The sequence below is a fragment of the Xanthobacter wiegelii genome, assembly GCF_043193855.2.
GTDB lineage: Bacteria > Pseudomonadota > Alphaproteobacteria > Rhizobiales > Xanthobacteraceae > Xanthobacter > Xanthobacter flavus_A.
The window spans coordinates 521,922-542,819 of record NZ_CM195529.1; the positions used below are offsets into that span (position 1 = coordinate 521,922).

The following is a 20,898-nucleotide window of genomic DNA, read 5'->3' on the forward strand; positions in this document are numbered from 1 at the left end:
GCCAGCCCCCTCATCCGTCACGCGGCTCGCGCCGCGTGCCACCTTCTCCCGCGAGGGGAGAAGGGAAACGGGTGGCTCACAGCCCCATGAGGCGGCGGGACTTGGGTGTGGGCTCGGAATCCTCCGTCGCGTCCGCCTCGGGGCCGGGATCGTCCGGCAGAGGCGGCAGGGCGACGATGGCGTCGGGCTTCTTGCCGGTTTCGGCGGTGCGTCCGCGCCCGGTTCCGTTGCCCGGCGGCGGGGCGAGAATGACGGGGACGGGCTCGGCAGGCGCTGCCCTGGTCGTCTCTTTCGGCGCGTCCTTGACGGGGCTAGCGGCCTTGGGCTCGAGCGCCTTCGGCGGGGCGGGCGTCTCGGGCGGCGTCGCCGGGACCTCCACGATCACCTCCACGGGGGCAACCGGGACGGCTTCCGCCGCCTTCGCTTCTGCCGCCGCGGCTTCGGCTGCCTTCACTTCAGCCGCCTTCACCTCGGCGGCCTTCTTTTCCGCTGCCTTCTGCTCGGCGATCTTCTTCTGCTCGGCGATCTTGGCCTCTTCGCTGGCGCGCACAGCGGCGATGGCGGCCTTCACCCGCTCGGCCTCATGCTCGAGGATGGGCGTGGCGGAGACGCCGGGCGGCACCTCCCAGACGAAGGCGTCGAGCCGGCCGGACACCGGGGACACTGGCGCCCAGCGGTCGGAGACGACGCCATCGGCGATCCAGGCCGGGTCGCGGTTGGCGCGCACCGCGCGGGCGGTCCATTCGCGGGCCTTGCCGATGTCGGCATGCTCGGCCGCTTCCAGTTCCGCCATCAGCAGGCACACCCGCTGGCTGGGATCGGCGAGGAGCGGCTCCAGCACGAGGCGGGCCTGGCGGAATTCCTGCGCGTCGATGGCCGCGCGGGCGAGCGCGATGGCGCTTTCCCGCTGGGAGGGCGCCTTGTTGGCGAGGGTGCGGATGCGCTTGAGGCGATCGAGCGCCGCGTCGCCGGGGCGGAGGTACGCCTCCACGTCGGCGAGTTCCGGATGCGGGTTCGCGGCAAAGGCGGTCTCGACGATCTTTGCCGCCTTGCGCAGCTCCCCGGCGGCGCCGAGCAGGCGGCCGGCGCAGGCGGCGGCCGGTACCAACGTGGGGGCGAGGCGCACCGCCTCCACCGCCTTCTCGCGGGCGACCAGCGGGTCGGTCTGTTCCAGCGCGATGGCCTCGGCGGCGAGCAGCACCGCGCGGCGGCGGCGGTACTGGGCCTTGTCGATGCCCTTCTGCGCCATCTGGCGTTCGAGCACGGCGCGGGCGCCGGCATAGTCCCCGGCGGCGCAGCGCGCCTCGATCACCGCATCGGCGGCCCAGCCGAGCGTCGGCGCGGCGGAGGCGGCTTCCTCGGCGATGGCGTAGGCGGCGCCCTTGTCGCCGGCCTTGCGGGCTTCCATGTGCAGCCCGCGCAGGCCGAGGAGGCGGGTGGAGGGGTCGTCCACCATGGCGCGGAAGGCGGCGATGGCCACCTCCGGCTTGCCGTCCAGCTGTGCGGCCTGGGCGGTGAGGAGATGGGTGAGCGGCTCATGGGGCAGGAGCCGCGCGGCGTCATGGCGTGCCTGCCGCACGGCGGCATTGTCGCCGATGCCCACCGCGAGCAGGCCGCGTGACACCGCCTGCCAGCCCTTCTCGCGCTTGCGACGGCGGGAGAAGGCGGCGATCAGCCTGGGCGAGCGGATGAGCAGCGAGAGCAGCCGCCACAGCAGCAGCAGCACGCCGGAGACGACCGCGATGACGGCGAGGGCCACCGGCACGGTGGTTTCCACCCGCCATCCCTCCCACACCACGGCGATCTCGCCCGGCCGGTCGGCGAGCCAGGAAACGCCGAAGGCGGCGGCGGCGAGGAGGATGAGGAGCAGGATGAGGCGGATCACGGCACCTTCCCCGAAATGGCGGCCAGCTGCTGCTGGAAGAGAGTTCCGGCGGCCTTGACCGCGGCGGCCCGCGCCTCGATGTCACGCATCACGGCGAGGCGCTGCTGCACGCTTTCCGGCAGCTGCTTGAGCGTCTTCAGGGCCTCGTCGAGCTGGCCGGCGCGCACCTGGGTGACGGCGGTGCCGATGAGTCCTTCCGAATCCACCGAGCCGGGGCCGGTGGCGGGGCGCACCTTCACGAGGTTTTCGGCCGAGGACATCAGCCGGTCCATCAGCGAGGCGCTCGCATCCGCCGGGGCCGGCGCGGATGCACCGAGCGCGGCGGCGCCCTCCTGCGCGAGGCGGGCGGCGAGGGCGGCGGCGGGCGCGAAGCCCTTTTCGGCCGCGCCGGCGAAGGCGTCGAGCTGGCCGGCGTTGGCACCGAGCGTGGCGCGGGCGGCGGCAAGTTCCGCCGCGAACGGACGGCCCGAGACCACCGCATCGCGGAAGGCGGCGACCACAACGAGGCTGGACGCCGTACGGTTGAACTGCGTGGCGGCGGCGCTCGTGTCGTCGATCTGCTTCTTCAGCGCGTCGAAGCGCGGGCCGATGGCTTCGGCCTGCTTCTCCAGCCCCTGCACCTGAGGCCCGAGGGCCTGCGTCTGGGTGGCGAGAGCCTGCAGCTGCGGGCCGAGCGACTGGGTGGCGCCGATGAGCGCCTGAACCTGCGGGGCGAGAGCGTCCACCTTGGGGGCGAGCGCCTCCGCCTTGGCGTTGGCCTCGCGGGCGCCTGTGGTGGCGGCGGCGACGGCGGTGCGCAGCGTACCCTCGCCACCCTTCAGGGCATCCACGTCGCGGCGCAGGCCGGCCAGCGCCTCGCGGGCCTGCTCGGTCGCGGTCTTGAGATCGTCCACGCTTTTCACAAGCGCGGGGGGAATGGCGGGCGCCGCCGGAGCGGCGGACGGGGTGGCGGAAGACGGGGCCGCCGGCGCGGCCCTGAGGCCGGCGAGGGCGTCCTGTACCGCCTTGAGCGCCGCCTCGTCGCGGTCGAGCCGCTCGGAGAGCGCGGCGATGGCCCGGGGATCGACCGCCGGACGCGCCTCCAGCGCGGCGATGCGCGACTGGAGCGGCGACAGATCGACCTGCGGCGCGGCCACCGGGGCCGGGGGATAGAGGATCGGCAAGGCGTACCACAGCCCGCCCGCCGCCGCGCCGCCGCCGATGAGGCCGGCAATCAGCGCCGCGAACACGGTGCCGCCGCCGCCCTTGCGCGGGGTTTCAGGGGGGGGCTGGTGAGCGGCCGGAGCCTCGGCGGCCGCCTCAGTGGCGGCTTCGGCAGCAGCCTGGGCCTTGGCTTCCGCGATGGCCTCCACCTTGGCCTCAGCCTTGGAGTCAGCCTCCTGCCGCACCTCGGTCTCGGCCACCTGCTCGGCGCTCTTCTCGCCGGCCGCGCCTGAGGGCGCATCAGTGATGGAGGCGGGGGCCTGTCCCGGCACGGGGGCCTTTGCGCCCGACCCGGCCGGAGCCGGCCCGGAGGCGACTTCCTGCGCTTTCAGGTCAAGCGTGGGCGGGATGCGGGGCGTTCGGGAGGAGAAGTTCTCCGCCTTCGGATCGTCGCTCGCCGGCGTAGTGGTGGCCATCGGCGTCGCTCGTGCCTCCCTATTGGGTTCGGACCCGTCGTCGGGACCGGGATAGACCGGCCGGGGCCGGGCCGCAACCGCGCCGCCCGCCCCCGTCCCTCACAGCCGCGTCACAGCAGCGCGAACAGTGCGTCCTCATTGGGCGCGGCGGCAACCTCCACCGCCAGCCCCCTGCGGACGAACGGCTCGGCCACCTGCTCGGAGAGGCACAGTTCCCGCACACCGGTCAACGTGTCGTTAAGCCCGGCGGCGGCAACGCACCGCAGCAGTGTCTTCACCGTTCGCTGAGAGAAGTGCAGCGCTGCCGTCACGGTTCCGCTCGCCAGCGCCGCGCGTGCGTCATCGGAGAGGGCATCCGCCGGCTCGGCCGCATAGACGATGGCAAGTTCCAATGAAATGCCCGGCGCCGCCAGGAGCCCGGCGAGATCGGCCGCGCGGTCCTCGCCGGCCGGATTCAGCACCCGCGCGCCGGAAGGAAGGACCGCAGCGATGCGTCCGGCGAGGGCCGTGGCGTCGCCGTCGCAGTCCGTCACCTGGGCGAAGCCGACCGCGCGGGCCTCCTTCGCCGTGCGCGGCCCCACCGCGAAGGCGGGCAGATGCAGGAAGCGCCTGCTGTCCGGATCGGCGGCGAAGGCCGTCACCCCGTTGATGGAGGTAAAGGCCACCGCATCGAAGACGCGATCCGGCAGCGGTGTCCCGGTGGGGCCGATCCGCAGCATGGGATCGACGGTCACCTCATGCCCCAGCGCCTTGAGGCGCTTGGCGGTCTGGTGCGCCGCCGGCAGCGGCCTGGTGACGAGAACATGCATCTCAGCAATCAATCGAACGGAAGAACGGGGCAGAACAACGGCCAGACGCGGGAGCCAGACACGAGGGCCGCCGCGCTGAAAAACAGGACGCGGCAAGGGCCGCGCCGGCAACTCACAATCCCAGCGCCTTGGCCGGGGCGCTGGCGCGCAGCTCGGTGCCGAGCGCCGTGCCCAGCGCCGCCGCGTCCGCGATGGGAGCGGCGCCGGAGGCTTCCGCCGCGTCCGCGCCATCGGGCGTCATGACGAGGCCGGAGAGGCGCACCTGATCGCCCTCCACCTTGGCAAGGCCGGCGATGGGGGTGCGGCAGGAGCCGTCAAGCGCGGTGAGAAAGGCCCGCTCGGCGGCGAGCGCGATGCCGGTGTCGCGGCAGGCGACGGCGGCGATGGCGGCGTTGGTGGCCGGGTCATTCACCCGGCATTCGATGGCCACCGCCCCCTGACCCACCGCCGGAAGGAAGTCCGAGGTCGCCAGCACCGCGCTCGCCACATCGGCGAGGCCGAGGCGGGTGAGGCCGGCGAGCGCGAGAAGCGTGCCGTCGAAATCCCCGTCCTTCACCCGCGCGAGGCGGGTGTGGACGTTGCCGCGCAGCAGTTCGACCTTGAGGTCCGGCCGCAGGCGCCGCAATTGCGCCTCGCGCCGGAGCGAGGCCGTGCCGACCCGCGCGCCCGCCGGCAGATCGGCGAGCCCGGCACCGGACTTCAGGATCAGCGCATCGCGCACGTCGGCGCGCGGCAGGTATCCGGCGAGGTGCAGGCCCTCGGGCAGATAGGTCGCCACGTCCTTGGCGGAATGCACGGCGAGGTCCACGCGGCCATCCAGCAGCGCTTCCTCAAGCTCCTTGGTGAAGAGCCCCTTGCCGCCGGCCTCGGACAGCGCCCGGTCCTGGATCTGGTCGCCGGTGGTGCGGATGACCTCGATGGCGACCTGAGCCGGCTCAACCTTCAGCGCCGCGGCCAGCGCCGCCTGCACCGCATGGGCCTGCCACAGAGCGAGCGGGCTGCCACGGGTGCCGATGCGCAGGATTGGAGAATTTCCGCCGGACATTTCTTCCAATTTCGTATTCTCGTTCAGGGATGCGTAGAATGCGCGAGGGATTCGAAACGGGATAGGCGGCGTTGCGGCGCAGCGCAATGGCGGCGCGCAATCCGGCCCGCGCGCCCTTGGGAGGATGAGAGTTTGCCCGACCTGATGGTGCTCGGCATCGAGACCACGTGCGACGAGACGTCCGCCGCGGTGGTGACGCGCTCGCCCTCTGGCGCGTCGGACATCCGCTCCAACGTCATCCGCTCGCAGGTGGAGATCCACTCGCCCTATGGCGGCGTGGTGCCGGAGATCGCCGCGCGCGCCCATGTGGAGGTGCTGGACCATGTGATCGCCGAGGCCATGCGGCAGGCGGGCGTGGATTATTCCGAACTTTCGGGCATCGCGGCGGCGGCCGGTCCCGGCCTCATCGGCGGGGTCATCGTCGGCCTCACCACGGCGAAGGCCATCGCGCTCGCCGCCAAGAAGCCGCTGGTGGCGGTGAACCATCTGGAAGCCCATGCGCTGACCGCCCGCCTCACCGATGGCGTCGCCTTCCCCTATCTGCTGCTGCTCGTCTCCGGCGGCCACACCCAGCTCCTCGCCATCGAGGATGTGGGCAAATATACCCGTCTGGGGACCACCTTGGACGACGCGGTGGGCGAGGCCTTCGACAAGGTGGCGAAGATGCTGAGCCTGCCCTATCCGGGCGGCCCGCAGGTGGAGGAGCAGGCCAAGCACGGCTATTCCGCCCGCTTCCCCTTCCCGCGCCCGCTCCTGGGCCGGCGCGAGCCCGATTTCTCCCTCTCCGGCCTCAAGACCGCGGTGCGGCTGGAGGCGGACCGCCTGGCACCCCTCTCCGACGAGGACGTGGCGGACCTCTGCGCCAGCTTCCAGGCCGCGGTGGTGGAGGTGATCGCCGACCGTGTGCGCGCCGGCGCCCGCGCCTTCCGCGACCGGCTGGGGCGTGGCCCGACTGCTTTGGTGGTCGCCGGCGGCGTCGCCGCCAACGGCATGATCCGCGAAAGCCTCGCCAAGGTGGCGGCGGAGCTGAACACCCGCTTCGCCATGCCGGCCCCGGTGCTGTGCACCGACAATGGCGCCATGATCGCCTGGGCCGGGGCCGAGCGCCTCGCCCGTGGCATCCGGGACCGACTGGACGTGAGCCCGCGCGCCCGCTGGCCGCTCGATCCGGCGGCCGCTGCCTCGGCCTCGGCGCGGGCCTGAACGGTGTCGGGTTCCAGCTTTCGCCGCATCGGCGTGATGGGGGCGGGCGCCTGGGGCACCGCCCTCGCCAACGCCGCCGCCCGTGCCGGCCGCGAGGTGGTGCTGTGGGGCCGCGATGCTGGGGCGATGGCCGACATGGCGGCGGCCCGCGAGAACCGGGCCGATCTGCCGGGCATCGCCCTCGATCCCGTCGTCTCGCCGGTCTCCGACCTCAACCTGATCGCCGATTGCGACGCCGTGCTGCTGGTGGTGCCGGCGCAGGCCTGCCGGGAGGCGCTGGGGCATCTGGGAAGCCGCATGCGGGCGGGAATGCCGGTGATCTCCTGCGCCAAGGGCATCGAGCGCGGCACCCGCGCCTTCATGAGCGATGTGATCGCCGAGGCCCTGCCCGGGGCGTTGCCCGCCGTGCTCTCCGGTCCCAGCTTCGCAAGCGATGTCGCGGCCGGCCTGCCCACGGCGGTGACCCTGGCGGCGCGGGACGGCGCGCTGGCGAAGGACCTCGCCCAGGCGCTCGGCTCCTCCACGCTCCGGCTCTATCATTCCACCGATGTGCGCGGCGCCGAGATCGGCGGGGCGGCGAAGAATGTGCTGGCGATCGCTGCCGGTATCGTCGCCGGGCGCAAACTGGGGGCCAGCGCCGCCGCCGCTCTTGTGGCGCGGGGATTTGCCGAACTGATGCGCTTCGGCGCCGCCTACGGCGCCCGGCCGGAGACCATCACCGGCCTCTCCGGCCTCGGCGACCTCATCCTCACCACCTCCGGCCCGCAATCGCGCAACTTCGCCTTCGGCCGCGCGCTGGGGGCGGGAGAGGCGGGCGCGGGCAAGCTCGCGGAAGGCGCCTTCACCGCCAGCGTGCTGGTGGAGATGGCGGCGGCCAAGGGCGTGGATGTTCCCGTCAGCGCCGCCGTGGACGCCGTGCTCGCCGGCCGCCTCGGCATCGACGGCGCCATCGAGGCGCTGATGGCCCGGCCGCAGCGGGCGGAGTGAGCGAAGGGGGGAGGCCGGAGCCCGTGCCGCCTCTCACAGCCGTCATCCCCCGGCTCGCTGCTCCCCGCGTCATCGCCCCTTCACAGGCGTCATCCCCCGGCTCGTCCGGGGGATCCACCCATCCGCGCGTCCGGTTCTCGCAGGCCGGGCACTCTTCTGGCGTCTCGGTGGATCGCCCGCACAAGGCGGGGGATGACAGAGGGGATGAAGCCGCGCGGGCTTTGTTCGCTGCCTTCGCTCATGCGCCGCGCGGGCTTTGCGCGCTGCCTTCGCTCAGGCGCCGCGCGGGCTTGGCGCGCGGTCTTCGCTCAGGCGCCGCGCGGGCTTCAGGCCTTCAGCCGGTCGAAGGTGCGGCCCATCTCCGCGCGGCTCACATGGGAAATGATGGCGGGGTCGAGCACGTCCGCGCCGGCGCGGAAGGCGCCTTCGGCGTCGGGGTGGGCGAGCGCGATGCGGAGCGCGCCAAGGAGGTCATAGAGCGCCCAAGGCTTGCCGGCATCGCGCAGGGCCGATTGCAGCGCCCCCTGCACCAGCGCGCGCACCGTGCGGTGGGATTCGGAGACCGGCACCTCGTCCGCCTCCCCCTCCAGCGCGGCGATGCAGGCCTCGGCATCGAAGGAGACGTGGCCGCGACAGGCGAGCGGCCGCACCGGGTAGATCACGCAGATGCCCTCGGCGAGGAAGGGGCATTCCGCACCCAGCGCCATGGTACCGGAGGTGGCGGGGTTCGCCCCCTGCGCGGCGGCGAGGCGGGCGGGAAGATCGATGCCCACCTTGCGGAAGCCCTCGGCCATGGCGCGGACATAGCGCGCCACCATCAGCACTTCGGGCATGGTCGCCGCCACCTGGATGCGGCAGCAGGTGCCGCAGCCCTTGTGGCAGGCGAGCGGCGGCAGATCCTTCGTCTGCTCGGTGACATTGTGCGCGTAGCTGGAGAAGGCCTGCATCCAGAGGCGATCGACGATCTCGATCGAGCCGCCATGGGCCTGAAGCGTCGCGCCGAAGGCGGCGTGCTGGGCGCGGAAGAAGGCGGCGGGGCCGTCGGCTGCGGTCTCCGGCTCAGAAGCGATCGCCACGGCAAGCCTCCAAAAATGCATCGCGCCCCAAACGGGCGAACCGGAACGCTGGCCAAAAGCCGGAGCCGGAGCATTGAGATGGAACAAGCTATGTACAATCGGGAATAGCCGACAAGTCCGGGAAACCGCGTAGAGCGCCCGCCCGCCCCGTTCGGCGAGGGCGGGCGGGGCGTCAGAAGCAGGCGATCAGAAGTAGGTCGCCACGCCGGTGGTGTGCTCCACGGACGGCGGGCTGGCGAAATAGGGGCTGACGAGACGGCGCCATTCCTGGAACTCGGGCGAGTTGCGGAAATGGACCATGTGATCCTCGACGCTCTCCCAGGTGACCAGCAGGGTATAGCGCGTGGGGGTCTCCACGCCGCGCGCCAGCGACATGCCGATGCAGCCGCGCGATTTCTGGAAGTGGGGCGCCGCCTCCCTCACCGCCGCCTCGAAGGCCGCCTCGGAGCCTTCCTTGATGTCGAGCGTGGCAACCTCATAGACCATGTGCGCTTCCTTGATGAGATGCGGCGACCGTCCGCGCCGTCGGCGGCGGAGATTAAGGCCTCGCGCGTCTCAGGCAAGTGACAAGAAACCTTGCCAAGACAGGCGGGACACGGCACATCCGGACCCATCGATTGCGAGCGCGAGCATTGCCATGGCCCACTGGCTCTACAAGTCCGAACCCTTCAAATGGTCCTGGGAGATGCAGGTGAAGGCCGGCGCCAAGGGCACCCATTGGGACGGGGTGCGCAACCATCTCGCCAAGCAGCAGATGCTCGCCATGAAGATCGGCGACACCGGCTTCTTCTACCATTCCAACGAGGGCAAGGAGATCGTCGGCATCGTCGAGGTCATCAAGGAGGCGTATCCCGACCCCTCCGACCCCACCGGCAAGTTCGTGATGGTGGACATCAAGGCGGTGAAGCCGCTGAAGACCCCCGTCACCCTCGCCGCCGTGAAGGCCGAGCCGCGGCTCTCCGAAATGGCGCTGATGAAATTCTCCCGCCTCTCGGTGCAGCCGGTGACGGATGAGGAATGGGCGCTCGTCTGCGCCATGGGCGGCGTGAAGTGAACCGGCTGAGGCCGCTCCGGAAGATCGGCCAGCATACCTTCGACATGGGTGACTATCTGGTCGATCAGGGAAGCGCTGTCGTGCGCGGCGGCTTTTCCCTGAAGGACGGCGTCGCGCCGGAGCCGACCCGGTGGCTACGCGCCAGCACCCAGCGCCTTCGCCTCTCCGTGGATGTGATGCGCATCGAGCCGAATGCGGTCTCGGTGGATTGGGGGCCGCCGAGATTCGAGCTCTGGGGATCCGATCTCGGACAACTCATCCGGGACGCGAGCGCTCCGGAACTCAAGAAGCGCTATCCCGTCCGCATCGAAGGCGGAGAGGTCAGCCACATCAACGGTTACAACGCGGCCGACAATGGGGGCGCGGCGACGCAGACGATCAAGTCGTGCCTCTCACGGTCGCAGCTGACCACGGACGGCGTGCGCATCGACATCGAAGGCGAGCTTGAGACGGAGAATATTCCGGACCTTGGCGACCACGGCGCCCAATACATCGTACCCTTCTTCAGTCTCCTGCTGCTGATCCCCCTCGAGCTGGCGCTGATCGAGTCTCGCTTTTCCCACCCGCTCCTCGAACGCGCATACGATGCCGCGCGCCCGGCCTGACGCCGCCTTCATCCGCGCCGAGACGCGCCTGCGGCCGGTGCCACTGGTGCCGGAAATCTCGCTCCATGTGGCCGACGAGGCGGTGCCCATCTGGCATCGCACGGAGGAGGAACTGGGCGAGCTCGGCCTGCCGCCGCCCTTCTGGGCCTTCGCCTGGGCCGGCGGGCAGGCGCTGGCCCGGCACGTGCTGGACCATCCCGACGCGGTGCGGGGCAAGCGCGTGCTGGATTTCGCCTCCGGCTCCGGGCTGGTGGGCATCGCGGCCATGAAGGCGGGGGCGGCGGGCGTGACCTGTGCCGACATCGACCCCTTCGCGGTGGCCGCCATCGCCCTCAACGGGGCGGCGAACGGCGTCGCGCTCTCGCCCACTCAGGACGACCTCATCGGCCGGGACGACGGCTGGGACACGGTGCTCGCCGGCGACATCGCCTATGAGCGCGACCTTGCGGAAAAAGTCTTCGCCTGGCTCCTCGCCCTCGCCGGGCGCGGCGCCACGGTGCTCATCGGCGACCCCGGGCGCACCTATCTGCCCAAGGACCGGCTGGAAAAGCTCGCCGAATATTCCGTCCCGGTGACGCGGGAGCTGGAGGACATGGAAATCAAGCGCACGGCGGTGTGGCGGCCGGCGTGAGGATCCTCACGCCTTGCCCGCCCTCAGCAACGCCAGAAGCCCGGTGAGCAGGTCCACCGGTGTCGGCGGGCAGCCGGGGATTTTGAGATCCACCGGAATGACGGCGGCGGCGCCGTCGGTCACCGCATAGCTGCCGGCGAAGAGGCCGCCGTTGATGGCGCAGTCGCCGGCCGCCACCACCCATTTCGGTGATGGCGTCGCGTCATAGGTGCGCTTCAGCGCCTCGGCCATGTTCTTCGCCACCGGGCCGGTCACCAGCAGCACGTCCGCATGGCGGGGCGAGGCGACGAAGCGGATGCCGAAGCGGTCGAGATCGTAGAAGGCATTGCCCAGCGCGTGGATTTCCAGCTCGCAGCCGTTGCACGAGCCCGCATCCACCTCGCGGATGGACAGGCTGCGGCCCAGCCGGGCGCGGGCAGCGGCGTCCAGCTCGCGCGCCAGCGCTTCCACCGCCGCGTCATCGGGGCCTTTTTCGGTGAGCGGGGCCTTGAGCAGGCCCTGGAGCAGGAGCTTGCGCATCATCGGCCCCTATAAGTCCACGCCCGAATAGGAGCAGTTGAAGGATTTGTTGCAGAGGGGGAAGTCGGCGACGATGTTGGCCTCGATGGCGGTTTCCAGCAGCGGCCACTGGAACCAGGAGGGATCGCGCAGGTGCGCCCGTCGCACGCGCCCGTCGGCCGCCAGCGCCACGAAGGCGAAGACATCGCCGCGGAAGCTCTCCACCAGCGCCACCCCCTCGCCGCCGCCGGCCGGCACGGGCACGAGGATGTCGCCTTTGGGCAGCGTGTCGAGGAGGCGGATGATGAGGCCGAGGCTCTCCTCCACCTCGCGGATGCGCACCCACACGCGGGCGTTCACGTCGCCATCCGTGCGCACCGGCACCTCGAAGGGCAGGCGGTCGTAGGGCGGATAGGGCAAGGCGCGGCGGGCATCGAAGGGCCGGCCGGAGGCGCGGCCGACGAAGCCGCCGGCCCCGAACTGGCGCACGTATTCGGGCTTGGTGAAGCCGGTGCCCACCGTGCGGTCCTGCAGCGAGGCGGTCTCGTCGTAGAGGCGGACGAGGGCGGGGAAGGCGCGGCGCACCTCGGCCACCATCGCCTTCACGCCCGCAATGGCATCCGTCGGTATGTCCTGCGCGACGCCGCCGGGCACCACGCGGTCCATCATCAGCCGATGGCCGAAGGCGCGGGCGGAGGCGCGCAGCACGCGCTCGCGCAGCACGCCGCAATGGGCGAGCATGAGCGCGAAGGCGGCATCGTTGCAGATGGCGCCGATGTCGCCGAGATGGTTGGCGAGGCGCTCCAGCTCCGCCATCAGCCCGCGCAACGCATGGGCGCGCTCCGGGATGGCGACGCCGCGCGCGGCTTCCACGGCGCGGCAGAAGGCGAGCGCATAGGCCACGGTGGCGTCGCCGGAATGGCGCCCGGCGATGCGGGCGGCCTCCTCCGGCGCGCGGCCGGCCATGAGGGCTTCCATCCCCTTGTGCACATAGCCGAGACGCTCCTCCAGCCGCACCACCGTCTCGCCATAGGCGGAGAAGCGGAAATGGCCGGGCTCGATGATGCCGGCATGGACGGGGCCGACGGGGATCTGGTGAACGCCCTCGCCCTCCACCGGCAGCACCGGATAGGCTGCGCCCGCGCCCGCATCGGGACTGGCGGCGCCGAGCGGCGCGCGCACGCCCCAGCGGGTATGGTCGAGCCACGGGCGATCATCCGGCGCGCCCACGGGCGTCAGGCCGAAGAGATCGCGGATGGTCCGCTCCAGCCGCGCGGCGGGCGGGTGGTGGCGGGCGACGGAGGGAAAGGCCCCGGCGGGGCAGGGGAGGCTCGCGAGGGCGAGGCGGCCGGTGGTCTCGTCCAGCAGCGCCATGTGGACGGTGGCGCTGTCGCCGAACAGAGCGGAGAGGGTGAGCCGGCCGGCGGCCAGTTCCGCGCAGAGGGCGGACCATTCCGCCTCGTTCACGCTCACGCGCGGCCAGGGGCGGCAGGCGGAGCCGTTGCGGGCGAAGAGATCGGAGAGGTTGACCATGCCGCCCTCCTAGCCCAGCACCGCGGCCACGTGGCGGAACCACGCGACCAGCTCCGGCGGCAGATAAAGCCCGGCGGCGAAGACCAGAGCGAGGTGGACGCCCATGGGCACATAACTCGCCTTCACCGGATCGGTGCCCGGGCTCGGCTCGCCGAAGGCGATGCCGGAAAGCTTCACCATCAGCGCGCCGAAAGCAGTCAGCAGCCCGAGGACGAGGATCAGCGCCAGCCACGGCCGGGCGGCAAACGCGCTCGTCACCACCAGAAACTCGCTCATGAACACCCCGGACGGCGGCAGGCCGGCGATGGCGACGACGCCGGCGACGAGGCTCCAGCCCAGCAGCGGGTGGGAGGTGGTGAGACCCCGGATCTTCGCCAGCTCCTGCGTGCCTTTCACCTGACAGGCGTGGCCTACGGCGAAGAAGATGGCGGATTTCGTGAGGCTGTGCATGGTCATGTGCAGCAGCCCGGCGAAATTCGCCAGCGGCCCGCCGAGCCCGAAGGCGAAGGCGATGATGCCCATGTGCTCGATGGAGGAATAGGCGAACAACCGTTTGATGTCGCGCCGCCGGTACAGCATGAAGCCGGCGAGCAGCAAAGAGCCGAGGCCCATGGCCATCATCAGCGGCCCCGGCGCCAGCGTGCCGGGATGGGCGGCGAGCAGCGACTTGAAGCGCAGCACCGCGAACAGCGCCACGTTGAGCAGCAGGCCCGACAGCACCGCCGAGATGGGGGTGGGGCCTTCGGAATGCGCATCCGGCAGCCAGGCATGGAGCGGCGCGAGGCCCACCTTGGTGCCGTAGCCGAGCAGCAGGAAGACGAAGGCGACATTGAGCAGCGCGGGGTCGAAATCCCGCGCCCGCTTCATCAGCACGCTCCAGATCATGCCGCCCGCGCCTTCGCCCACGACGGGCTGCGCCACCATGTAGACGAGGATGGTGCCGAACAGAGCGAGCGCGATGCCCACCGAGCCGAGCATGAAATATTTCCACGCCGCCTCGATGGCGGCCTCGGTGCGGTAGAGGCCGACCATGAGCACCGTGGTGAGCGTCGCCACCTCGATGGCCACCCACATGACGCCGAGATTGTTGGACATGAGCGCCAGCGTCATGGCGCCGAGCAGCACCTGATACATGGCGTGGTAGAAGCGCAGATTGAGCGGCGTCAGCCGCCCCGTCTCCAGCTCGTGGGCGATGTAGCCGGCGGAAAACCACGCGGTGGTGAAGGCGACGAAGGTGTTCAGCACCACGAAGACGATATTGAGATCGTCCACGATGAGGAACGGCCCGGCGATCCGCGGCGCGCCGAGCAGCAGCAGCGCCAGCGCGAAGGTGAGGCCGCAGGCGGCGACATTGAGGAGCGCGCCCACGCGATAGGAGGGCACCAGCGCCAGCAGCACCGCGCTCATGGCGGGTACCGCGACGAGGAGGGGGGCGGGGCCTGAGAGGATGCTCACGCACGCCCTCCCCGGAAGCGGTCGAGGGCGTCCACGTCCACGGTGTCGAACCGCTCGCGGATGCGGAACAGGAAGATGCCGATGACGATGAGGGCGATGAGCACCGAGAAGGCGACGGAAATCTCCACCACCAGCGGCATCCCCTTGGCCCCCGTGGCGGCGAGGATGAGCCCGTTCTCCAGCGACATGAAGCCGATGACCTGACTGACGGCATTGCGCCGCGTCACCATCATCAGAAGGCCGAGCAGCACCACGGACAAAGCGAAGGCAAGGTCTTCGCGCGCCAGCGCATCCGCCGCGCCGCCCACGTCGGCGGTGGCCTTCAGCATGACCACGAGGGAGAGCGCCACCAGAGCGATGCCGGCGAGCATGGTGGGGCCGATGGAAACCACCGTCTCCACCTGCCGGTGGATGCCGAGGCGCTTGACCATGCGCGCCAGCGCCAGCGGGATCACCACCGCCTTGAACACGAGGGCGATGGCGGCGGTGACATAAAGGTGCGGCGCATCCTGCGCCAGCGCCTGCCAGCCCACGGAGAGGGCGAGCACCACCGCCTGCAGGGCGAACACCTTCAGCAGGGCATAGAGCCGATCCTGATAGAGCATCAGGAAGCTGATGAGCACCAGCGCGCCGGCGAACAGGTGCGCCACGTCGAACACGAGGCTTGCGGACAAAGCGGCGTCGAGGGCCGAGCCGTGCGGGAGGGCGAGCGCGCGGTCCATCAGAGCATCCTCGACACGAACAGGAGCAGCGTGCCGAGCAGCCCCAGCATCAAAGCGGCGCCGAGGAAGTCCGGCACGCGGAACACCCGCATTTTCGCGATGGATGTCTCGAACACCGCGAGCAGCACCGCCCCCGCCGCGAGCTTCGCGCCATAGCTCGCCATGCCGAGCACCAGCGCGCCCGCCCCGGCCCCGGCCGGCGCCAGCCCCCACGGCACGAACACGCAGGCGACGAGGGAGATGAAGAGCAGCAGCTTCAGCTGCGCGGCCAGTTCGATGAGCGCGAGGTGGCGGCCGGAATATTCCAGCACCATAGCCTCATGGACCATGGTCAGCTCCAGATGGGTGGCGGGATTGTCCACCGGGATGCGGCCGTTCTCCGCCACCGCGACGATGGCGAGCGCCACCAGCGCCAGCGCCAGCGACACGCGCAGGCCGACGCCGGCCACCATCACCGAGGCGATGGTGGAGAGCTGGGTGGACTGGGCGACGAGGGCGAGGGAGAAGACGATCATGATCATCGCCGGCTCGGCGAGGGAGGAGATCATCACCTCCCGGCTCGATCCGATGCCGCCGAAGCTGGTGCCCACATCCATGCCCGCCAGCGCGAGGAAGAAGCGGGCCGAGCCGAGCAGCGCGGTGATCACGATGAGGTCCGCCGACCAGGAGAAGATGAGCCCGGTGCCGAAGGTGGGCACCAGCGCCGCCGCCACCCATGTCGCCGCGAAGAGGAGGTAGGGCACGGCGCGGAACAGCCAGGAGGCGTTGTGGGCCAGCACCGCCTCCTTGTTGAGGAGCCGCGCGAGGTCGCGGTAGGGCTGGAACACGGAGGCGCCGCGTCGCCGCGTGAGCCGCGCCTTCACCTTGCGCACGAGGCCGGTGAGGAGTGGCGCCAGCGCCAGCACCAGCAGCATCTGGGTGCCCTGCACCAGAAGGTTCGCCATCATGTCCATAGTGCCAGCACCAGGAGCAGGAGGACGAGGGCGCCGAACACCAGCGCCAGATATTGGCGGATGGTGAGATATTGCAGCCGGTTGGCCCGCGTCGCGATGCGCTCCACCAGCCCGGCCAGCGGCAGGAACAGGAAGGCCCAGGCGGGATCGCGGGCGGTGATCTCGATGCGCGCCGGGGCGAGCGAGCCCGGCGGCGGCATCTCCACCCGTTCGCGGGCGGCGAACAGGGAGCGGGCGAACACCCGGCGGATGGGCTGGGCGAACGAGCCGGCGGAATATTGCGTCACCGGATCGGCATTGGGAAAGCCGCAGTCCCACGGCGGCGCGCGGCGCACCGCGCCGGTGGCGAGGCGGTGGATGATGAAGGCGGTGAGCAGCGCCGAGGAGGCGATGAAGAGGAAGACGAGGAGGCCGTTATAGGACGATCGGCTTTCCGCCACCGGCACGATGGAGAGCCACGCCACCTCGCTTTGCGCCGGCATCCTCACCCCGACCAGCGCCGTCACCGCCGGCTGCAGCGCATCGATGACGAGGCCGGGGAACAGGCCGGCGAGAACGCAGATGGCTGCGAGGGCGAGCATCGCCGCGCGGGAGAAGGCGTCCACCTCATGGGCGTTTGCCGCCTCATCGCTGCGCGCGCGGCCGAGGAAGACGATGCCGTAGAGCCGCACGAAGCACGCCGCCGCCAGCGCCGCCGCCAGCGCCAGCAGGGCGCCGGCCGCGGGCACCGCGAGCTTCAGGCCCCAGGCCGGCAGCTCGGGGCTGAGCAGGATGGCCTGGAACACCAGCCATTCGGAGGCGAAGCCGTTGAGCGGCGGCAAAGCCGAGATGGCGGCCGCGCCGATGAGCATGGCCACAGAGGTGACGGGCATGCGGTGGATGAGCCCGCCGAGGCGGTCCATCACCCGCGATCCCGTGGCGGTGAGCACCGCGCCTGCGCCGAAGAAGAGGAGGCTCTTCATGGCCGCGTGGTTGAACACGTGGAACAGCGCCGCGGTGAAGGCCAGCGCCGCCGCGCCGCCGAAGCCCGAGGCCTTGAAGGCGAGGGCGAGGCCGAGGCCGACGAAGATGAGGCCGATATTCTCGATGGTGGAGAAGGCGAGCACCCGCTTGGTGTCGCTTTGCAGCAGCGCCTGCAGGACGCCGACGACGCCGGCAATGGCGCCCGCCACGATCACCGGGATGCCCCACCACCAGTCCGGCGGGCCGGCGAGATCGAACACGATGCGGATGAAGCCGTAGACGGCCACCTTCGTCATCACCCCGCTCATGAGGGCGGAGACATGGCTCGGCGCGGCGGGGTGGGCGAGGGGCAGCCAGACGTGCAGCGGCACGAGGCCGGCCTTGGAGCCTGCGCCAAGCATGGCGAGCGCCAGCACCACCGCCCCGGCCCAGCCGGTGGGCGGGCTCGCCCGCATGGCCTCGAAGGTGAAGCCCCCGCCGCCCGCCGCGAGAAGGCCGAACGCCAGCATCAGCGCCAGCGTGCCGAAGGAGGCCATGAGGATATAGACGAGGCCCGCCTGCACGTTGCCGGCCTCCTTGTCGTGGGACACCACCAGCGCCCACGAGGCCAGCGACATGAATTCCCACGCGAGGAGGAAGGTGTAGGCATCCGCCGCCAGCGGCACGAGGCTCATGCCGGCGAGGAAGGCGGGGAAAAACGGCAGCACCCGCTCCGGCGCATGGTCGTGCCGGCCGTAGCCGAGGCCGTAGAGGCTCGCCGCCGCGCCGCCGAGATTCACCACGAAGAGGAAGACGGCGGAGAGCGCATCGAGCCGCAGGTTCGCGCCGATCCACGGAATGCCGAGCGGCAGTACCAGCCCGCCCGTGGGCGCGGCGATGGCGGTAAGGGCCGAGGCGGCGGCAAGCAGCGTCACCGCCAGCGCGCCGCCATAGACCACCGGCCGCCCGAAAGGCCCGCGCGCGAGCAGCACCCCGCCCGCCGCCAGCACCAGCAGCGCGGCAACCGCAGAAAGAGCGGCGAGAAGCTGGACCGTGGGGGCGAGGGCCATCTCAGTCCCCCGATGGCCGGTGGGCCGGCGCCTTGAGGCGCACGCCCCGTCCGCCGCCGTCGCTCACCGCGCCTTCGCCGATGAGATCGACGCCGGCGACATCAAGCGCGCCCACCAGCTTCATCAGCGAATCCACATTGCCGCGGATCACGCCGTCGCTGGCTTCCATACGCTGGATGGTGGGGAGCGAGAGGCCGCACAGGCCGGCAAGGGCGCGCTGGTCGAGGCCGAGAAGGGCGCGGGCGGCACGGAGCTGGGCGGCAGTGATCATGATCGTCAACAGCAGGTGTAAAGCGTGACTAATGCTGCTTACACCCGGTCTATTAAGCGATCAAGCATTATTAGTGATGTTTAAAACATCATATTACCGCCAAGGCGAGCGCAGGGGCGAGCGCAAGGGCGGGCGCAGGGGGTCGGCGCCCGCCCTCCTTGCGAGGCTCACGCCTCGCGGATGTCGTTGGCCACGCGGGCGAGGATCTCGACGATCCGTGTCTCGGCGCCGCGGTTCTGCTCCAGCTTCTCGCGGGTCACGTCGCGCAAATTCTCCAGCGCGGCCTCCACCAGCCGGGGCAATTCGGCGCCGTGGCTCGGGCCGTTCTCGCTCCAGCCCATCCACTTCTTCACCCGGCCCATCTTGAGGCCGATCTCGGACAGCCGGCCGATGATGGCGTCGGCGAAGTCGCGGTTCTCGGCGAGGTAGGCGCGGCCTTCCTCGGTGATGGTGTAGCGCTTCTTGGAGCCATCCGCCTCGGCGGTCACGTAGCCCGCCTCCTCAAGGAAGGTGAGGGTGGGATAGACCACGCCCGGGCTCGGCGAATACCAGCCGGCGGTCTTCTCCTCGATCAGCTTGATGATCTCGTAGCCGTGGCGCGGCTGCTCGGCGATGAGCGAAAGCGCCAGAAGCTTGAGGTCGCCCTGCGCCAGCATGCGGCCGATGCGGAACATGTCGCCGCCGCCGCGCCCGCCGCGCCCACCCGGTCCGCCGCCGCCACGATGGCCGCCGAACTCGCCATGGCCATGGCCGGCGAACTCATGCTCTGCCATCTCGCGGCGGCCGAACTCACCGCCCATTTCGCCGCCAAAGCCGCGGCCACGGCGGGCGTCCCGCCAGTCTCGTTTGCATCCGAACATTCGGAAGTCTCCTTAGATATGTCGTTAGATATAGCGACCATGGTTATATCGTTCGATATATCTGACGCGCAAGTGGGCCTTCCGAAAATTCCGTTCAGGCTTTCTGAAGGCCCGCGCTTGCAGGATCGGCCGGATCGCCGGAGTGTTCCCTTATGGCCATGACCGATCAGGACCGAGCCGCCCGCGCCGCCCACGGCCTCGCGTCAGCCGCCGCGCCGGATGTGGCGGAGGCGGTGGAGGGCTGGCTGGCCCGGCTCGCCCATGAGCGCCGCCTCTCGGCTAAGACGCTGGAGGCCTATGCGCGCGATCTCTCCGTCGTTCTGCTGCGGCTCACGGACCACCTCGGCCGCCGCCCGACGCTCGCCGACCTCGCGGCGCTCACCCCGGCGGACGTGCGCGCCGTGCTCGCCTCGCGTCGCGCGGAGGGCGTGGCGCCGCGCACGTTGGTGCGCCTGCTCGCCGCCGCGCGGTCGTTCGGCCGCCATCTGGAGCGGGAAGGGCAGGGCAAGGTCGGTGCGCTCACGGCGGTGCGCGCGCCGAAGGTGCCGAAGGGCCTGCCGAAGCCCGTCTCCGTCACCGCCGCCCGCGCGCTTTCCGATCCCGACACACGGGCCGGGGAGGCGCGCGAGCAATGGGTGCTGGCGCGGGATGCGGCGGTGATCACCCTCCTCTACGGCGCGGGCCTGCGCATTTCCGAGGCGCTGGGTCTCACGGCGGGCACGCTCGCGCCGGGCACGACGCAGATCACGGTCACCGGCAAGGGCAACAAGACGCGCATGGTGCCGCTGATCGCCCCCGTGCTCACGGCGGTGGAAGCCTACCGCGCGCTCTGCCCCTATGCGCTGGCGCCGGACAAGCCGCTGTTCCGCGGCGCGCGGGGGGGGCCGCTTTCGCCGCGCATCGTGCAATTGGCGGTGGAGCGGATGCGCGGCGCGCTGGGGCTTCCCGACAGCGCGACGCCCCACGCGCTGCGCCACTCCTTCGCCACCCATCTTCTCTCACGCGGCGGCGACCTGCGCGCGATCCAGGAATTGCTCGGGCACGCCTCGCTATCCACCACGCAGATCTACACGCAGGTGGATGGGGCGGCCCTCATGAACGCCTGGCGCGCCGCGCATCCCAGGGCGCGTGCATGAACAGGAGCTGACGCATGACGTTCACGCCCATCCGCCCCGTCATCGAGCATCTCTCCGTCACCACGGTAGATCTCGCCCGTGCCGTACGCTTCTACGATGCGGTGCTGGGCCCCCTCGGCCTCGTGCGGGTGGCGGATTATGACGAGCCGGAAGGCGCCTCCGCCTGCTGGGGACCGCCCGGCACCCTGCCGGCGCCGGAGGGCGTGCCGGGCGCGGCGCCTTTCTGGGTGCAATTGCGCGACGGTCCGGTGACGCCGCCACCGGGCACCCATATCGCCTTCTGCGCGGCGGATCGGGCGGCGGTGGAAGCCTTCCATGCGGCCGGCACCGCCACGGGCGGCACGGATTACGGCGCGCCGGGGCTCCGGCCCCAGTACGGCCCCGGCTATTACGCTGCGTTCCTGATGGACCCGGACGGCTGGCGCATCGAGGCCGTGGCCTATGTGTAGCGGCCCGCCGCCGGTTTGCCGGCTGTGGGCCGGCGGCGCTCGGCTCTTTCAATGCCGGCAAGCGCTCCGTTATTCTTCGAGAGTGATTCGCGGCG

21 protein-coding genes are annotated in these 20,898 nt (G+C 71.0%); 7 read left to right on the forward strand and 14 right to left on the reverse strand.

Going from position 1 to position 20,898, the window contains the following annotated elements; all coding sequences use genetic code 11:
• Positions 1 to 76: 76 nt before the first annotated feature.
• From V5F63_RS02370 to hemC, 4 genes are all read right to left on the reverse strand, one after another.
• Positions 77 to 1,885 (reverse strand): heme biosynthesis protein HemY, encoded by a 1,809-nt coding sequence (locus V5F63_RS02370; protein WP_394101466.1) that lies wholly within the window; start codon positions 1,883 to 1,885, stop codon positions 77 to 79.
• On the reverse strand, positions 1,882 to 3,504 hold the full coding sequence (locus V5F63_RS02375) for a hypothetical protein (protein WP_394101467.1): 1,623 nt from the start codon (positions 3,502 to 3,504) through the stop codon (positions 1,882 to 1,884). The genes V5F63_RS02370 and V5F63_RS02375 overlap by 4 nt, the downstream gene beginning before the upstream one ends.
• A gap of 110 nt (positions 3,505 to 3,614) precedes the next feature.
• Positions 3,615 to 4,313: a uroporphyrinogen-III synthase gene (locus V5F63_RS02380; protein WP_394101468.1), complete on the reverse strand. Its 699-nt coding sequence runs from the start codon at positions 4,311 to 4,313 to the stop codon at positions 3,615 to 3,617.
• A 112-nt stretch (positions 4,314 to 4,425) separates the two neighbouring features.
• Entirely contained in the window at positions 4,426 to 5,358 is a 933-nt protein-coding gene (hemC, locus tag V5F63_RS02385; RefSeq protein WP_394101469.1) for a hydroxymethylbilane synthase, read from the reverse strand.
• Between the two features lie 141 nt (positions 5,359 to 5,499).
• On the opposite strand from hemC, the gene tsaD reads away from it, so the two are divergent.
• Complete coding sequence (gene tsaD / locus V5F63_RS02390) at positions 5,500 to 6,561, forward strand: tRNA (adenosine(37)-N6)-threonylcarbamoyltransferase complex transferase subunit TsaD (RefSeq protein WP_394031265.1); 1,062 nt, start codon at positions 5,500 to 5,502, stop codon at positions 6,559 to 6,561.
• A 3-nt stretch (positions 6,562 to 6,564) separates the two neighbouring features.
• Positions 6,565 to 7,548 (forward strand): NAD(P)H-dependent glycerol-3-phosphate dehydrogenase, encoded by a 984-nt coding sequence (locus V5F63_RS02395; RefSeq protein ID WP_394101470.1) that lies wholly within the window; start codon positions 6,565 to 6,567, stop codon positions 7,546 to 7,548.
• Positions 7,549 to 7,874: 326 nt separating this feature from the next.
• Here the strand turns inward: V5F63_RS02395 and V5F63_RS02400 are convergent, their stop codons facing one another.
• Both V5F63_RS02400 and V5F63_RS02405 read right to left on the reverse strand, forming a co-directional pair.
• On the reverse strand, positions 7,875 to 8,624 hold the full coding sequence (locus V5F63_RS02400) for a YkgJ family cysteine cluster protein (RefSeq protein ID WP_394101471.1): 750 nt from the start codon (positions 8,622 to 8,624) through the stop codon (positions 7,875 to 7,877).
• A 186-nt stretch (positions 8,625 to 8,810) separates the two neighbouring features.
• Complete coding sequence (locus tag V5F63_RS02405) at positions 8,811 to 9,110, reverse strand: antibiotic biosynthesis monooxygenase family protein (RefSeq protein WP_209487535.1); 300 nt, start codon at positions 9,108 to 9,110, stop codon at positions 8,811 to 8,813.
• Positions 9,111 to 9,261: 151 nt separating this feature from the next.
• On the opposite strand from V5F63_RS02405, the gene V5F63_RS02410 reads away from it, so the two are divergent.
• From V5F63_RS02410 to V5F63_RS02420, 3 genes are read left to right on the forward strand one after another with little or no spacing between them, the layout of a single operon-like run.
• On the forward strand, positions 9,262 to 9,678 hold the full coding sequence (locus tag V5F63_RS02410; RefSeq protein WP_394101472.1) for an EVE domain-containing protein: 417 nt from the start codon (positions 9,262 to 9,264) through the stop codon (positions 9,676 to 9,678).
• Positions 9,642 to 10,283: a hypothetical protein gene (locus tag V5F63_RS02415; RefSeq protein ID WP_394101473.1), complete on the forward strand. Its 642-nt coding sequence runs from the start codon at positions 9,642 to 9,644 to the stop codon at positions 10,281 to 10,283. Before V5F63_RS02410 ends, V5F63_RS02415 begins: the two co-directional genes overlap by 37 nt.
• A complete protein-coding gene (locus V5F63_RS02420; RefSeq protein ID WP_394101474.1) occupies positions 10,264 to 10,914 on the forward strand; it encodes a class I SAM-dependent methyltransferase in 651 nt (216 codons plus the stop codon). Before V5F63_RS02415 ends, V5F63_RS02420 begins: the two co-directional genes overlap by 20 nt.
• Positions 10,915 to 10,920: 6 nt before the next feature.
• On the opposite strand, the gene V5F63_RS02425 is transcribed toward V5F63_RS02420, so the two are convergent.
• From V5F63_RS02425 to V5F63_RS02460, 8 genes are all read right to left on the reverse strand, one after another.
• Complete coding sequence (locus V5F63_RS02425; protein ID WP_209487538.1) at positions 10,921 to 11,433, reverse strand: NADH-quinone oxidoreductase subunit B family protein; 513 nt, start codon at positions 11,431 to 11,433, stop codon at positions 10,921 to 10,923.
• A gap of 9 nt (positions 11,434 to 11,442) precedes the next feature.
• The gene (locus V5F63_RS02430; protein ID WP_394101475.1) at positions 11,443 to 12,945 is read right to left on the reverse strand and encodes a hydrogenase large subunit; all 1,503 of its coding nucleotides are present in this window, start codon (positions 12,943 to 12,945) and stop codon (positions 11,443 to 11,445) included.
• A 9-nt stretch (positions 12,946 to 12,954) separates the two neighbouring features.
• Positions 12,955 to 14,400, reverse strand: a complete 1,446-nt coding sequence (locus V5F63_RS02435) for a hydrogenase 4 subunit F (protein WP_394101476.1) — start codon at positions 14,398 to 14,400, stop codon at positions 12,955 to 12,957.
• A complete protein-coding gene (locus tag V5F63_RS02440; RefSeq protein WP_394031221.1) occupies positions 14,397 to 15,122 on the reverse strand; it encodes a hydrogenase-4 component E in 726 nt (241 codons plus the stop codon). Before V5F63_RS02440 ends, V5F63_RS02435 begins: the two co-directional genes overlap by 4 nt.
• Complete coding sequence (locus tag V5F63_RS02445) at positions 15,122 to 16,069, reverse strand: respiratory chain complex I subunit 1 family protein (RefSeq protein WP_394101477.1); 948 nt, start codon at positions 16,067 to 16,069, stop codon at positions 15,122 to 15,124. Before V5F63_RS02445 ends, V5F63_RS02440 begins: the two co-directional genes overlap by 1 nt.
• On the reverse strand, positions 16,066 to 18,087 hold the full coding sequence (hyfB, locus tag V5F63_RS02450) for a hydrogenase 4 subunit B (RefSeq protein ID WP_394101478.1): 2,022 nt from the start codon (positions 18,085 to 18,087) through the stop codon (positions 16,066 to 16,068). Before hyfB ends, V5F63_RS02445 begins: the two co-directional genes overlap by 4 nt.
• A gap of 1 nt (position 18,088) precedes the next feature.
• Positions 18,089 to 18,358 carry a helix-turn-helix domain-containing protein gene (locus V5F63_RS02455; protein WP_394031227.1) on the reverse strand — a complete coding sequence of 90 codons (270 nt, stop codon included), beginning with the start codon at positions 18,356 to 18,358 and terminating at the stop codon, positions 18,089 to 18,091.
• A 167-nt stretch (positions 18,359 to 18,525) separates the two neighbouring features.
• Positions 18,526 to 19,131: a PadR family transcriptional regulator gene (locus V5F63_RS02460; RefSeq protein ID WP_209490169.1), complete on the reverse strand. Its 606-nt coding sequence runs from the start codon at positions 19,129 to 19,131 to the stop codon at positions 18,526 to 18,528.
• Between the two features lie 239 nt (positions 19,132 to 19,370).
• Here V5F63_RS02460 and V5F63_RS02465 point away from each other — a divergent pair, with 239 nt between their 5' ends.
• Together V5F63_RS02465 and V5F63_RS02470 are read left to right on the forward strand one after the other, a co-directional pair.
• Positions 19,371 to 20,354, forward strand: coding sequence for a tyrosine recombinase XerC (locus tag V5F63_RS02465; protein ID WP_394101479.1), 984 nt, complete (start codon positions 19,371 to 19,373; stop codon positions 20,352 to 20,354).
• A 14-nt stretch (positions 20,355 to 20,368) separates the two neighbouring features.
• On the forward strand, positions 20,369 to 20,803 hold the full coding sequence (locus tag V5F63_RS02470) for a VOC family protein (protein WP_394031231.1): 435 nt from the start codon (positions 20,369 to 20,371) through the stop codon (positions 20,801 to 20,803).
• Positions 20,804 to 20,898: the final 95 nt, after the last annotated feature.

Excerpts from the sequence above, each read along its gene's own strand:
- V5F63_RS02455 (WP_394031227.1), bottom strand. The coding sequence starts at position 18,358 with ATGATCACTGCCGCCCAGCTCCGTGCCGCCCGCGCCCTTCTCGGCCTC.
- V5F63_RS02425 (WP_209487538.1), bottom strand. The coding sequence starts at position 11,433 with ATGCGCAAGCTCCTGCTCCAGGGCCTGCTCAAGGCCCCGCTCACCGAA.
- V5F63_RS02460 (WP_209490169.1), bottom strand. The coding sequence starts at position 19,131 with ATGGCAGAGCATGAGTTCGCCGGCCATGGCCATGGCGAGTTCGGCGGC.
- V5F63_RS02465 (WP_394101479.1), top strand. The coding sequence starts at position 19,371 with ATGGCCATGACCGATCAGGACCGAGCCGCCCGCGCCGCCCACGGCCTC.
- V5F63_RS02470 (WP_394031231.1), top strand. The coding sequence starts at position 20,369 with ATGACGTTCACGCCCATCCGCCCCGTCATCGAGCATCTCTCCGTCACC.
- V5F63_RS02445 (WP_394101477.1), bottom strand. The coding sequence starts at position 16,069 with ATGATGGCGAACCTTCTGGTGCAGGGCACCCAGATGCTGCTGGTGCTG.
- hemC (WP_394101469.1), bottom strand. The coding sequence starts at position 5,358 with ATGTCCGGCGGAAATTCTCCAATCCTGCGCATCGGCACCCGTGGCAGC.
- V5F63_RS02440 (WP_394031221.1), bottom strand. The coding sequence starts at position 15,122 with ATGGACCGCGCGCTCGCCCTCCCGCACGGCTCGGCCCTCGACGCCGCT.
- V5F63_RS02410 (WP_394101472.1), top strand. The coding sequence starts at position 9,262 with ATGGCCCACTGGCTCTACAAGTCCGAACCCTTCAAATGGTCCTGGGAG.
- V5F63_RS02380 (WP_394101468.1), bottom strand. The coding sequence starts at position 4,313 with ATGCATGTTCTCGTCACCAGGCCGCTGCCGGCGGCGCACCAGACCGCC.
- hyfB (WP_394101478.1), bottom strand. The coding sequence starts at position 18,087 with ATGGCCCTCGCCCCCACGGTCCAGCTTCTCGCCGCTCTTTCTGCGGTT.
- V5F63_RS02430 (WP_394101475.1), bottom strand. The coding sequence starts at position 12,945 with ATGGTCAACCTCTCCGATCTCTTCGCCCGCAACGGCTCCGCCTGCCGC.
- V5F63_RS02415 (WP_394101473.1), top strand. The coding sequence starts at position 9,642 with ATGGGCGCTCGTCTGCGCCATGGGCGGCGTGAAGTGAACCGGCTGAGG.
- V5F63_RS02405 (WP_209487535.1), bottom strand. The coding sequence starts at position 9,110 with ATGGTCTATGAGGTTGCCACGCTCGACATCAAGGAAGGCTCCGAGGCG.
- V5F63_RS02420 (WP_394101474.1), top strand. The coding sequence starts at position 10,264 with ATGCCGCGCGCCCGGCCTGACGCCGCCTTCATCCGCGCCGAGACGCGC.
- V5F63_RS02375 (WP_394101467.1), bottom strand. The coding sequence starts at position 3,504 with ATGGCCACCACTACGCCGGCGAGCGACGATCCGAAGGCGGAGAACTTC.